Raw genomic sequence first — 12,099 nt, 5'->3', positions numbered from 1 at the left:
TGAAACGTTGAAACTGATTTCATGGAACGTCAACGGCATTCGTGCCTCGATGGACAAAGGTTTTCGCGAATTTGTCGAGAGTGAGCAGCCCGATGTGCTGTGTTTGCAAGAGACAAAAGCGGAACCCGAGCAAGTCGATTTGTCTTGGGCGGATGAGCTTGGATACCACCAGGTTTGGAACACGGCGACCAAACGTGGTTATTCGGGTGTTTCAACATGGAGTCGTGTTGAGCCTTTGAAAGTCACCAAGGGTTTGAGCATCGAAGAGCACGACAACGAAGGACGAGTGCTGACGACAACCTTCGATGACTTTCATCTGGTCAACGTCTACACGCCAAACTCACAGCGGGGCTTGGCTCGGTTGGATTATCGAATGCAATGGGACGAAGCATTTTTGGACTACGTCAAAAAGCTGAATCGACGCAAACCGGTTTTGTTCTGCGGCGACGTGAACTGTGCCCACAAGGAAATCGATTTGGCAAACCCAAAGGCCAATCGCAAGAACGCGGGCTTCAGCGATCAGGAACGTGCGGGACTGGATGCGGTCACCGAGGCAGGGTTCATTGACTCGTTTCGACAATTCCACGATGGCCCGGGTCACTATTCATGGTGGACGTATCGAAGTGATGCTCGCGCCCGAAACATTGGGTGGCGTTTGGATTACTTTTGGGTTGCGAAAAATTTTTGGGATCGTGTTGCCGATGCACGGATCCGCTGCGAAATTCACGGTTCGGACCACTGCCCCGTTGAGTTGACGCTGACGTGAAGTTGCCGCTGCCCTCCGTGCGAAAGCTCTTTCGAGAGCACTTTTCGGGTGAGTCACCGATTGAAATTGATCCAGGGCAACGCGCGGCGCTGATCAAACAGTGGCGATCCAAGTTGGAAAAGATCGAGGGCGTGCGATTGACCAACCACCCCGGCGATCGTGACTCGCGATCGCCAACGTGGGTGCGGTTCACGATTCCAGACCCAAACGCATCGCAGACGTATTATCGGTCCGATGAATTGCGTCTGGAACGCAACGAGCAAGGCGAACTCGAATGCGTGTTTGGAAAGTTTGATCGCGAAATCGCGGGCCCGATCAGCGACTTCGGGGAGGTGGAGAGCTTGGTGGCGGAAGTTCTCCGTCGGTACGTCAAGCGGCACGCGGGTGAAGCAAAGCGTGCAAAAGTCCGCTCGATGAAGTCCAAAGCGATCGTCGCTCGCGTCAAGGCACTGGCCAAAGAAGAACAATTTGACTTCGCGACCAGCATGGACACGCAGAAGCTGCGTCTGTTTGTGAAGTTGTCGAGTCAGCACATGATCGAGATCCACATCCCGTTCACGCGGTTCGAAAAGGTCTTGCCGCAATTGCAAGAGACGATTCGAACGCTGCGGTCGCTGTATGAAGACGGGTTGCGGTTCAAGATGATCGGCTTCATGCAGGCTGATTGGCGAACCGAATGGATTCGGTACGAAGAGTGATTTTTGATTTTGATTTCCACGTTGATTGAGACATTCCTTTGGCTGTTCGAGTTGATGTTCACGAGTTGATTCAGTTACTCGAAATCACTCCGCCCGATCAAAACATCATGTTGGTGGGAAGGCACGGAATCGGGAAATCGCAGATCATCGCCGAACACTTTTCCTCTCGCGGAATGCGTGTGGTGCCATTTTTCTTGGGGCAGATGAGTGATCCGGGCGATCTGATCGGATTGCTGCACAAGGACGAGAAGACTGGTCGAAGCGAGTTTCTTCCGCCATTTTGGTGGCCATCGGACGAGGAGCCGATCGTGCTTTTCTTGGACGAGCTCAATCGGGCTCGTCCAGAAATACTGCAATCGGTGATGGAGCTCGCATTGAACAAGACACTTGCGGGAAAGCGATTGCCCCAAGGCAGTGTGATCGTCTCGGCGGTCAACGAAGGCGATGAATATCAGCTGACCGATCTCGACCCCGCTCTCGTTTCACGATTCAACCTGTATCAGTTCGCTCCCACCGTCGACGATTGGTTGCTTTGGGCTGATCAGCACAAGGTGGACGATCGAGTCACCGGATTTGTGCAGCAGCAGCCTCAGTACCTCGACGGCGAAGGAATCTCGCCCTCGGCGGAAGACGCGAATTCAATGTCAGGGTTGGTCAAAACACCCGACCGCCGCGGATGGGCTCGCGTGTCGAGTATGCTTCAAGGCGTCGAAACGATCCAACCGGTGCACGTCAAGTTGATCGCCGGCGTGGTGGGTTCGCCCGCGGCGATGGCGTTTCGCAGAAGCCTTGCATCGCGATTGCAGGTGTCGCCCGATCAAGTGTTGCTGCAATTCACAAAGCATCGCAAAGCGATTGAGAAGATGGCGTTGGGCGAACTGCTGATGTTGAACGAACAGTTGCTCGTTCACTTGGTCGGTGACCCATACGACGATGCCGATCGAACGAAAGCTCTCAAAGGGATGCTGAGCTATTTGAAGCTGCTTCGCAAACGAAAGCTGGATGAAGCGGTCGCTCACTTGGTTTCCATGACGGATCAGCCGAAGTACGAACCGGCGATGGAGTTCTTTGCGGAGTCAATGGAGCTGACAACCTTGCTGACCGAATACGTCGACGGGATCCGAATTCAGTGAGCGACTCAGCGGCTTCTGGGAAAACCGATTCGAAACGAGACGCGAAGGCGCGAGAGCGAATCACTCGTGTCGTTGAGAGTTGGTATCTCGTTGATCCGTTGTTGTTTGCCGCGTGGACGCTGCACGAAGTCGTGGCCAAGCCGGAAATCGCAACGTTGCGAGTGGCTCATGGCCGCGTTGAATTCAATCCCGCGTTTGTTTCGTCGCTCAAGCGAGATGAACTGGGGGAGGTACTGCGGTTTGAAGCGATGCGAATTCTGTTGGGGCATCCCTATGCCAGACGCCAACCGAAGACCGAGTTGTCTTACTCGGCCAGTAATTTGACGGTGCAAGAATGCTTGCGAAGTAAGTTGCCCATGCCCAGACCGCGGGAAGTCTTGGGAAGCGAAACGCACGATCATCAATACTTCGAATATTACTATCGGCAGCTCGCCGAACGGGAAGGTGATCAACCCGATCCCTCGGAAGACTCAACGCCTGAACCGGATCAGTCGGATGATTCGAAACCAGGCGAGGGCACGAGTCATCCAGAAGAAACGCTGGGCGACGACTCAAGTGACGCTGGCGACTCTGGCAACGACGCGGTGGCCGAGCAAAGGGACGAAACCGGTGATGAGTCGTCCGTGGAAGAAGATGACGGCTCTTCAGCGGAGTCGAATGAGCCCACGCCGGATTCACCCTCGCTGGAACAGGCAGCGGACTCGTCGGTGGGCAATGATTTGGAATCGTATGTCGATCCGAGCCAAACGGGTGCTGAAAACGCGGACCAGTGGGATGCCGACGATCTGCTGCATGAGGAGATCAAATCTGCCGTCGCGGACGCGGCGGAGAATGGTGGTTGGGGAACCTTGCCCGGTCACGCTCAAGAACGTTTGTTGGCAACGCTTCGGCCACCACTGGACTACCGGTCGATCTTGCGGCAATTTCGTCAGAGTGTTCTGTCAGTTGATCGTCGGCTGACTCGCATGCGGCCGAGTCGGCGTTACGGGTTCGCTCAGATGGGTAGCCGGTACGACTTCACCACGCGATTGCTTTTCGCGGTGGATGTCTCGGGCTCGATGAGCCACCGTGATTTGCAAAACGGATTCTCGATTATCAATCGGTTTTTTCAGTATGGCATTCGCTCGATCGATGTCGTTTGGTTTGATACGCAAATCCGGTGCGAACCACTGACGTTTCGATCGGCGCGGCGCGACGTCAGCATCACCGGTCGAGGCGGCACTGACTTGGGTTGTGTGACCGAGTTCATCGATGAGCATCGCGGCTATGACGGAGTCGTCGTGTTTACCGATGGCGATTCGCCTCACCCCAAGCGACCAGCCAATCGGCAGACACGGATTCTCTGGTTGTTCAACACGCAGGCCGCTTTCCGGAAGTCCGCTTCGGATTTGAAATCGCTCGGCCACGTCGCTTTCTTAAAGCCTTCGCGAGTTGGCTCGCCGGTTCATGCGAGCTAGATCTGCTTGCGAAGAGTGGCTGCTGGACGCAAGCCAATGCCGCTCTTGGAGTCGCCCAATCTCAACTTTCGCAAAGCGGCAGGATGGGATTGGTTGAGTTGACCAAGTCATCGATCGTGACGCCACGAAAAGCTTCTTCGGTCGCGGCGTAGACTCGATCGAGTTCAGTGTGCAGCGGACAAAGATCGGTGTGAGATTTCAGGCCGAGGGGGCATTTTCGAATTCGTTCGACTGGAGCAACCGTGTTGACGACGTCCAGGATCGTCAATGTATCCGTCGGAACGCACAGTTCGTAACCGCCGCCGGGACCCGGTCGTGAGCGGACCAGCCCTGCGGCACCGAGGTCTTGCAGCACACGAGTGAGATACCGCCGAGGCACCTTGGTTTGCTCAGCCAAATGATCCGCCGGGACTGGTTTTCCGACCTGGCTGCCCATGCAGGCGATGGCGCGAAGAGCGTATTCGGCGGTTTTGGAAAGCATAGTTGTTTGTTGTGAATTTGAAATCTACATGTTGAAATGCAGATATTGATTCTGTACAGTCAGGTGTACGAATAAGAGTTTAAGCTGGAACCCACGTACGAGCAATCTTCTATGGTCTCGCTGCATTCAAATGGTGCCGCTCCATCCTTCCATGAACGGTGTGTTTTTGCGGTGAAATCGCGGGTGATCAGCGGTGGGCTGTTTTGCTTGGTCGTTTGGATGGCGTCCTCGGCATCGGCCCAGCCCGATTTTGAACGTCCGCCGATCGATTACCTCAATGCGGAGGTCAATGATCCTGTCGCCAAGCTAGCAAAACGCATCGAAGCGGGCGAAGTGGCACTGAACAGCGATCCAAAGTTTGGGTATTTGCCGTCAGTTCTCGAAGCTCTGGATGTGCCGCTAAGTTCGCAGACGCTGGTGTTTTCAAAGACCAGTTTGCAGTTGCATCGAATTTCGCCTCGGCGGCCGCGAGCGTTGTATTTCAACGACGACGTTTACGTTGGTTATTGCCAGCATGGCGATGTTTTGGAATTCGCTTCAACCGATGCCAAGCAGGGGGCAATCTTTTACACGTTGTCCCAATCAGAAGAAAAAGAACCCGAGTTTGTGCGGGATCGTGGTGGGTGCTTGTCATGTCACGCGTCGTCGCGAACTCAGAATGTCCCTGGGTTCTTAATTCGCAGCGTCTTCGCTGATGCGGCGGGGCGTCCCAAGCTTGGTAGCGGGACGTTCACGACGGATCACACCAGCCCGTTCGACGAACGATGGGGTGGTTGGTATGTCACCGGATCCCACGGTTCGATGCGTCATATGGGCAACGTCATCTGCACCGATGAAGCTCAGGAGCTGGACCGTGAAAGCGGGGCGAATCAGGACGATCTTGGGGAGTACTTTCGGACGGATTCTCATCTGACACCGCATAGCGACATTGTGGCGTTGATGGTGTTGGAGCATCAAACGCAAATGCACAATGCGATCACGGCGGCGAACTTCGAAACGCGGCAGGCACTTCATCAGTCCTATCAGATGAATGAGTTGCTCGAACGCGAACCTGATTTCATCAGCGAGAGCGCGACGCGACGGATTGAGTCGTCCGCTGATCGAGTGCTGAAGTATCTGTTGATGTGCGACGAGTTCACGTTGACCGATTCGGTGGCGGGGACTTCCACATTTGCCAAAGAGTTCGCCTCGATGGGACCCCGAGATCCGGAGCAGCGGTCGCTGCGTGACTTTGATCTAGAAACACGGCTGTTCCGATATCCGTGTAGCTATTTGATCTACTCCGACTCTTTTATGGAGTTGCCCGCCGAAGTGAAATCTCGTGTGCTGGAGAAGCTGAAACACATCCTCAGCGGAGAAGATCAGTCAGAGGCTTATCAGCATTTGACCGGCAAAATGCGCAGCGAGATCCTGGAAATCCTTCGAGCGACCCACCCTGACTTTCAGTAGCCCGAGAAAGCGACATGGCCATGCCACGTCGCGTCTTGTTGGCTCGAAGCACGTCCTTCGATTTGGGAACGAGCGAAGCTCATCGAGCGGGCGAGCGTGTCCGTGCTGAGCTGAACTAGCTGCAGGTGGCCGAGAGCCCCAGAGATGTCTGGCTAGTTTTTTATCGGCGCAAAAAATAAGCCGCCAGCTTTTACAAGCAGACGGCTTATTCAGTGACCCCTACGGGACTCGAACCCGTGTTACCGCCGTGAAAGGGCGATGTCCTAGACCGCTAGACGAAGGGGCCGGTCGGTTTGCCAACAAAAGCTGGCGTGCCAACGAGGCGAGTATCAAACCAAGATCGCATGAAGGCGTCAAGGGATACGAGCGTCCGATTTGCTTTGCGACAACAAAAAAGTTGTCAGGAGGGCGAATGTGCCTTCACGAACGTCCAGTGAGCAGGAAATTAACCTACGAAACGTCGTTCGAATCCGCTGGTGCGTTCGCATCGAACGCTTCGTTATTCCGCTGGATCGCGTCGTAGACCTCACGACGATGAACTGGCACTTCGCGAGGAGCTTCCACGCCGAGGCGGACCTTGTCTCCACGGATTTCCACCACAACGATTTTGATATCGTTGTTGATGACAATGCTTTCGTTTTTCTTTCGCGAGAGTACCAACATGGCTCATTCCTTTTTGCGGCCGCCTGCCTCCTAGTAACAACTGCCTAGTCAACGACGAATAGTGGACAGGTTGTGGAAGGGAGTACGGACAGAGATCCTTGGTCCAACAACTCTAGGACAAAAAACGGTTCGGTCAAGGAAATCCGGGTTGACAAACAGTGAAAAATCTTTTGGTGGTCGCTTGTTAGAGGGGTTCAGGTTGCGAAACGCCCTGTTTTGCTAGCAAATACGAAGTGTCGCGTTTTAGACCCATTCCCAACTCAATTGGCGATTTTCTATCCGATGACTGCTGCTTTTACGTTTCAGACTTACGTTTACGGACCTGATCGGGGGGCATTTGACGTCTCAATGGAGACCGTCGCAGGCCGATTCGAGGCACTGGAAGGACTGTTCTTTGAATGGGATGGTTCGTTTACTTGGGCCAATCAGTCGCAAGGCTGGCAAATCGATGGCACCGTCTACGACAACGGTCAGGCCATTCAGTACGTTGACTTACACGGCCGTGGTTCATCCGCGGAGGGGCGCCAATTGTTGATGGAACGTCTGCGAACGCTGTTTTCAGCGTTTGGCGAACCAGCATCGGTCTCGCTGATGCGGATTCCCGACCGGACATGGCAAGATTTACAAGGTTTTGAAAAAGACGTCTGTTCGACCAACGCCTCTGATCGCTGATTTATCAGCCGCCAAAAAACGAATGGATTCAAGCGGCGACTCATTTGGCTCTTTTTCCCAGCGATTTCGCTGCGAAACGCATGGTTTGCTCCGGTGCGATTGAAACAGTTGGAACGTTTTTTCTGGTTTTCGGAGTTTTGGCACCCTGGTTGCATTACCACCAATCCAGACGCCAATGCCTCGGATGGAGGCATCCAAATCGGTACCGGCGTCAACGTGGTACCGAGCCTTATGAAAGCCCCGTTTCAGGAAGAATCGCAATGTTGACCGAAACCATGCCATCGCTCGAAAACGTCTCGATGATCTCAACTGCATCGCAGAATGAGACAGCACCATCCGACGCTGAGATCACTCGCCGTGTCATGAAGATCCGCAGCAGCTGGAGCGTCGCAGAACGTCTGCGTCGTCGTCGCGAAGCCGATGATCGCTTCGCCGACTTGCTCGATGCTCTGTCGGCTGAGCACACCGCTGCCTGAGATGATGATTTGTGCAGGTTCGCCAAGTTGGCGTCTGCACCGAACCGGTCCTCCGCATAACGCGGCAGTCAGTTCCTGATTCAATTGGTGGCGTTTATTTCGAGCGTCTACCGAGTCGTATCAACGGACGTGACCGGAAATGCCTTTGTCAGATCTCAGAATGTCGGTCATCCAATCCGACCAGAATTGAACGAACGGTATTCGAACTGGCCCGTTGGCCAGTAGAATAGTGGCTTTCGTTCTTCAGGGATGTCATTGGATGATTCAAGCTCAAATTGCCGTCGTGATGGGCACGTTGCCGAAAACCATCGGAGCATGCGTCTTTGCGATCTTGTTGACCCAAATTGTTGGAGGCTGCACTCGCCAGCCTTCTGCTGAGTCGACGGATCCTGCGTCGGGGGCTCCATCTTTGGAGACCAACGATGGTCAGTCCGAGGAGACGGACCAGACGTCCGACGACGATCTATTGCTGGTCGGGGATAGCAGCGCTGCTTCAACGCCCGAGTCACCGGCCACCAGTAATAATACGAATGGCGAGGTTGCTGCGCAGCCAGTCGTCGATGACCCAGCCGTGATTGACGTGCCTCAGAGCGTTGCTTCTCAGTTGGATGGTCGCAGGAAGCAGCTCGCAAATGATTTGAAGCCCGAGCAGCTCCGGACGTTTCTCTCCGAAGCAGATATCGAGATGCGGATGATCACAAGCGGTCAGTCCGGCATCGAAGATAGTGCCACCGCTTTCAGCGAGCTAAAACGCATCGCCACGTGGAAACGTGAGGCTTCGCGTCGCTTGATCGAACACGCGGATGCAACCGAGAAGGAGAAGGCGATCGGCCGCCGAGGTGAGCTGCAATCACTTTCACACTTGGCGTCTTTGGGGGATCTGAAAGCGGCTGAGAGTTTGCAACTATTGGCGGAGTCGCTTCAAGAAGATTCCGATCCGGAAGTCCGCTCAGACAGCCAGCTTGTGTTGATCGGTTTCGCGATCGAAGACCTGCGAAACGGAAAGTCAGATGCGCCCAGTCGAGTGGTTTCTCAAATCGATCGATTGCTGCAAGCAAGTTCCTCTCCCGACGCAGCAACCTTGATGGTGATGGGGCAAGCGAAAGACGCGTTACTGCAATTCGAACATGTTGAAGAAGCCTCGCGGGTTCGCGCGATGATCCTGGAAGAATTTGTCGAGTCAGGTGAGGCAATCGCCGGCGAGTCCGATGCGATGGGGGGATTGGTGGACATGGCCCGCCAAATCGCCGGCCCAAGTTTTCAAATCAGCGAAGCGACAGCTCGCGTTCAGAATTTGATGGAAACATTCATCACCGAGGCCAACGAAAACACCGATCCATCGGACTCCGCAGTGTCAATCAACGATTGGAAGGCAGCGATTGAATCGTTGGCAGATGAGCAACCCGATCTCTTGACGACACAGTTCTTAGCGGGCGCGAGTTTGGAAGCGGAGACGGTTGGTCGTTTGGATTTGTCCGAGGCGACCTACCAAGTTTTGGATGACAAGTTTGCATCCATGCAAGACGACCGTGGAAGTGAGGCTAGGACGGCACTTCAGGCCCGCGACAATCGTGAAAAAATTATCGGCAAGACTTTTGATCCAGACCTGCCCAGCACAAAGGGCGATGAGCTGTCGATGGATGACTATCGTGGCAAAGTCGTTCTGATGCCGTTCTGGTCGGCCGCTTTTGCAGACTCTTTGTTGGTCGTCGACAATCTTCAAAAGATCGCCCGCCAGTATCCGGAGAAGGTTGCGATCGTGGGAATGAACTTGGATGTTCAGTCGACAGACGTTCCCGCGTTTGAATCTCGAAACAAAATTTCGTTTCCGAGTTTTCGGAGTGTTTCCGACCCGGAAGCGTCTGTTGCCAACTCCGTTGCATACCGTTTTGGCGTGGTTTCGTTGCTGTTTGTGGCGGTGATCGATCAAGAGGGCAAAGTGGCGGCGATCGAATTTTCTGGCCGAGATTTGACGCCGGTTGTCGAAAACCTTTTGCGTTGAATTAAGCTGGTTGGACGGACGAGCGCCGTGGGGCAATGAGAAACGACTCGTCTTTGAATCCGTCTGCTAGGTTGCGACCATGCAATTCATCGAACTCACCGGCAAATCGCTGTTGGACGTTATCAACGAAGGCGAAATCGACATGGGCCAGCTCCATGAAGCTGGCGTCAATGGTGACTCTATTTTGCGAATCAACAAGTTCGGCGAAATCGAGCTGAGGGATCGTCACGAATGGGTTTTAGTCGGCGGTCTGCTCGGGAATTTCGAGGACCGACTGCGAAGGATCACTCAGCTGGATTGGCTGTAGTGAATCCCTCACAAGTTGTTGAAGCAACGATCGAATAGAACAATTCGTTACGCTGCTTTCCCCGTCCGAGAGTCACGGATGTGATTCACTCGGTCTCTCTGCCTAACTGATCGCGAATTTTTTGCAGCCGCGAGGCGAGTTCTGATTCGAATCCTCGCTCGACCGGTTTGTAGTAGCGGCGGTCGACGCCCAAGTAATCCAGCTTGGCCACGCCCTCCTCGGTGTTGTGCGCGGACTTGTAACCGTCGCCATGACCAAGTTCTTCGGCGCCGGTGTAGTGTCCGCAACGAAGCATCTTGGGAACGGGAATGACCTGGCGATCTCGAACGTCCCGACGGGCGGCGCTGATCGCGGAAGTCGTCGCGTTGCTCTTGGGAGCAAGGCTGAGGTAGGCCACCGTTTGGCTTAACGTGAGTTGAGCTTCGGGAAGTCCGATCATCTCGCAAGCTTGCATGGCGCTGACCGCGATGATCAACGCCTGCGGGTCCGCGTTGCCAATGTCCTCGCTGGCCAAAATCACCAATCGCCTGCAAAGGAAGCGAATGTCTTCACCGCCCTCCAGCATCCGGGCGAGCCAGTACAAGGACGCGTCCACATCGCTGCCTCGAATGCTTTTGATCAGTGCGCTGGCCAAATCATAGTGATCATCGCCGGTGGCATCGTAACCAGCGATGCGACTGGTCATGGATTCGGCAACATCGTCTCGCGTGATCGATGCTTTTGGATTCTCATGGCTGTGCACTGCCACTTCCAGTGCCGTGAGAGCTTTGCGAGCGTCTCCATCCGAAGCAGATGAGAGATAGTCGATCGCGTCTTCGTCGATGGTCACATTCTGATTTCCCAGGCCACATTCTCGGTCGGTGATCGCCCGTTTCAGCAGGCTGCGCATGTCTTCGACCGAAACAGGTTCTAAGCCGAACAATTGGCTTCGACTGATGAGCGCGGCATTGACGGCGAAGTATGGATTGCTGGTTGTGGCACCGATCAGAGAGATGATGCCCGATTCCACATCGGCGAGCAGTGCGTCTTGCTGAGATTTGTTGAATCGATGAATCTCATCAATGAAAAGCAGTGGCCTTGGGTCGCCCGCCGACACGCGGTCGCGTGCTTTGGCCAGCACTTCGCGAACGTCTTTCACACCGCTGCTGATGGCATTGAGAGTGATCAGCTCGCTGTTCTGCTCTGACGCGATCAGGTGAGCCAGCGTGGTCTTGCCGGTTCCCGGTGGGCCGTGCAGCAGGATCGAGCCAACGCGACCACTGGCGATCAATCGCCGAAGCAGTTTCCCTTCGCCTAGGATGTGTTGTTGGCCGACGAACTCCGATAGCTTCTTGGGACGCATTCGCGCGGCCAAGGGCTGGGCAGCAAACAAATGGTCAGCTTCTTGATCGGCAAATAGATCCATGGTCGACGTGACAATTCAAAGTAAGCAGCGGGATGACCGCTCGCGAAAACAAACGAGAAGAGCAATGACAGGAGCGGCAATCGCTGGGGTGGTAACGTTGGCGATTGTCGCACGTGTGGCGACTCTCGTCGACGATTGGGGACGAGATTGGACGACCAATCATGCCAAGTGGGATGATTCCGCCACGGACCCGCAAATGAGACCGATGCGATTGCATCAACGTATCGCTGACGTACGGGCCGATTTGGAGCGATGGGTGGAGACCGAATCCATTTGGCAAATTGAGTCGATGACCGCTGACCCAATGGACACATTGGCGACCGATCAAACGCAATCGATTCACTTGACCCGCCGGACGAAGTGGCTGCGGTTTGTCGATGACGTCCACGTGCGTTTGACGGAGGACGTTTCGTCCTCCGGTGACGTTTTCACTCGCGTCGATGCGGAAAGTCAGTCTCGGGTCGGCAAAGGGGATCTCGGTCAAAACCCCCGCAACCTCAAGCATCTCCGCGACGCGTTTTCAGCAGCGTGAGGGATTGGGCCGTAGCGGAACTCGCCGTCGTAGCGGAACTCGCCAAGAGTTTCGGCGT

The 12,099-nt window shown here is 54.7% G+C and carries 13 protein-coding genes and 1 tRNA gene; 10 read left to right on the top strand and 4 right to left on the bottom strand.

Annotated elements, in window-relative coordinates; all coding sequences use genetic code 11:
• The first annotated feature begins 7 nt into the window (after positions 1-7).
• The 4 genes from RB_RS16690 to RB_RS16675 are packed head-to-tail and all read left to right on the top strand — an operon-like array spanning position 8 to position 4,054.
• Complete coding sequence (locus RB_RS16690) at positions 8-766, top strand: exodeoxyribonuclease III (protein ID WP_231845713.1); 759 nt, start codon at positions 8-10, stop codon at positions 764-766.
• On the top strand, positions 763-1,464 hold the full coding sequence (locus RB_RS16685; RefSeq protein ID WP_007327058.1) for a hypothetical protein: 702 nt from the start codon (positions 763-765) through the stop codon (positions 1,462-1,464). The genes RB_RS16690 and RB_RS16685 overlap by 4 nt, the downstream gene beginning before the upstream one ends.
• Before the next feature lie 38 nt (positions 1,465-1,502).
• The gene (locus tag RB_RS16680) at positions 1,503-2,597 is read left to right on the top strand and encodes an AAA family ATPase (protein WP_011121735.1); all 1,095 of its coding nucleotides are present in this window, start codon (positions 1,503-1,505) and stop codon (positions 2,595-2,597) included.
• The gene (locus RB_RS16675; protein ID WP_011121734.1) at positions 2,594-4,054 is read left to right on the top strand and encodes a DUF2201 family putative metallopeptidase; all 1,461 of its coding nucleotides are present in this window, start codon (positions 2,594-2,596) and stop codon (positions 4,052-4,054) included. Before RB_RS16680 ends, RB_RS16675 begins: the two co-directional genes overlap by 4 nt.
• 61 nt (positions 4,055-4,115) lie before the next feature.
• Here the strand turns inward: RB_RS16675 and RB_RS16670 are convergent, their stop codons facing one another.
• Positions 4,116-4,535 carry an RrF2 family transcriptional regulator gene (locus RB_RS16670; RefSeq protein ID WP_164922126.1) on the bottom strand — a complete coding sequence of 140 codons (420 nt, stop codon included), beginning with the start codon at positions 4,533-4,535 and terminating at the stop codon, positions 4,116-4,118.
• A 111-nt stretch (positions 4,536-4,646) separates the two neighbouring features.
• Here RB_RS16670 and RB_RS16665 point away from each other — a divergent pair, with 111 nt between their 5' ends.
• Entirely contained in the window at positions 4,647-5,984 is a 1,338-nt protein-coding gene (locus RB_RS16665) for a hypothetical protein (RefSeq protein ID WP_011121732.1), read from the top strand.
• A gap of 213 nt (positions 5,985-6,197) precedes the next feature.
• Here RB_RS16665 and RB_RS16660 read toward each other — a convergent pair.
• Both RB_RS16660 and csrA read right to left on the bottom strand, forming a co-directional pair.
• Positions 6,198-6,270, bottom strand: a tRNA-Glu gene (locus RB_RS16660).
• 164 nt (positions 6,271-6,434) lie between these two features.
• Entirely contained in the window at positions 6,435-6,647 is a 213-nt protein-coding gene (gene csrA / locus RB_RS16655; protein ID WP_007327053.1) for a carbon storage regulator CsrA, read from the bottom strand.
• 282 nt (positions 6,648-6,929) lie between these two features.
• Between csrA and RB_RS16650 the strand changes: the two genes are divergently transcribed.
• The 4 genes from RB_RS16650 to RB_RS16635 all read left to right on the top strand — a co-directional run bounded on the left by RB_RS16650 (position 6,930) and on the right by RB_RS16635 (position 10,104).
• A complete protein-coding gene (locus RB_RS16650; RefSeq protein ID WP_231845712.1) occupies positions 6,930-7,319 on the top strand; it encodes a hypothetical protein in 390 nt (129 codons plus the stop codon).
• Positions 7,320-7,579: 260 nt separating this feature from the next.
• Complete coding sequence (locus RB_RS16645) at positions 7,580-7,795, top strand: hypothetical protein (protein WP_007327050.1); 216 nt, start codon at positions 7,580-7,582, stop codon at positions 7,793-7,795.
• A gap of 259 nt (positions 7,796-8,054) precedes the next feature.
• Positions 8,055-9,797, top strand: coding sequence for a TlpA family protein disulfide reductase (locus RB_RS16640; protein ID WP_011121729.1), 1,743 nt, complete (start codon positions 8,055-8,057; stop codon positions 9,795-9,797).
• Between the two features lie 79 nt (positions 9,798-9,876).
• The gene (locus tag RB_RS16635) at positions 9,877-10,104 is read left to right on the top strand and encodes a hypothetical protein (RefSeq protein ID WP_007327047.1); all 228 of its coding nucleotides are present in this window, start codon (positions 9,877-9,879) and stop codon (positions 10,102-10,104) included.
• A gap of 85 nt (positions 10,105-10,189) precedes the next feature.
• On the opposite strand, the gene RB_RS16630 is transcribed toward RB_RS16635, so the two are convergent.
• Complete coding sequence (locus RB_RS16630) at positions 10,190-11,509, bottom strand: replication-associated recombination protein A (protein ID WP_011121727.1); 1,320 nt, start codon at positions 11,507-11,509, stop codon at positions 10,190-10,192.
• Between the two features lie 64 nt (positions 11,510-11,573).
• On the opposite strand from RB_RS16630, the gene RB_RS16625 reads away from it, so the two are divergent.
• Positions 11,574-12,041, top strand: coding sequence for a DUF1499 domain-containing protein (locus RB_RS16625; RefSeq protein ID WP_164922125.1), 468 nt, complete (start codon positions 11,574-11,576; stop codon positions 12,039-12,041).
• Positions 12,042-12,099: the final 58 nt, after the last annotated feature.

The sequence above is a fragment of the Rhodopirellula baltica SH 1 genome, assembly GCF_000196115.1.
GTDB classification, from domain to species: domain Bacteria; phylum Planctomycetota; class Planctomycetia; order Pirellulales; family Pirellulaceae; genus Rhodopirellula; species Rhodopirellula baltica.
This window is presented reverse-complemented; position numbering and strand designations above follow the sequence as displayed.

Coding starts and splice junctions, on each gene's coding strand:
- RB_RS16670 (WP_164922126.1), bottom strand. CDS start 4,535: ATGCTTTCCAAAACCGCCGAATACGCTCTTCGCGCCATCGCCTGCATG.
- RB_RS16665 (WP_011121732.1), top strand. CDS start 4,647: ATGGTCTCGCTGCATTCAAATGGTGCCGCTCCATCCTTCCATGAACGG.
- csrA (WP_007327053.1), bottom strand. CDS start 6,647: ATGTTGGTACTCTCGCGAAAGAAAAACGAAAGCATTGTCATCAACAAC.
- RB_RS16650 (WP_231845712.1), top strand. CDS start 6,930: ATGACTGCTGCTTTTACGTTTCAGACTTACGTTTACGGACCTGATCGG.
- RB_RS16645 (WP_007327050.1), top strand. CDS start 7,580: ATGTTGACCGAAACCATGCCATCGCTCGAAAACGTCTCGATGATCTCA.
- RB_RS16640 (WP_011121729.1), top strand. CDS start 8,055: ATGATTCAAGCTCAAATTGCCGTCGTGATGGGCACGTTGCCGAAAACC.
- RB_RS16635 (WP_007327047.1), top strand. CDS start 9,877: ATGCAATTCATCGAACTCACCGGCAAATCGCTGTTGGACGTTATCAAC.
- RB_RS16630 (WP_011121727.1), bottom strand. CDS start 11,509: ATGGATCTATTTGCCGATCAAGAAGCTGACCATTTGTTTGCTGCCCAG.
- RB_RS16625 (WP_164922125.1), top strand. CDS start 11,574: ATGACAGGAGCGGCAATCGCTGGGGTGGTAACGTTGGCGATTGTCGCA.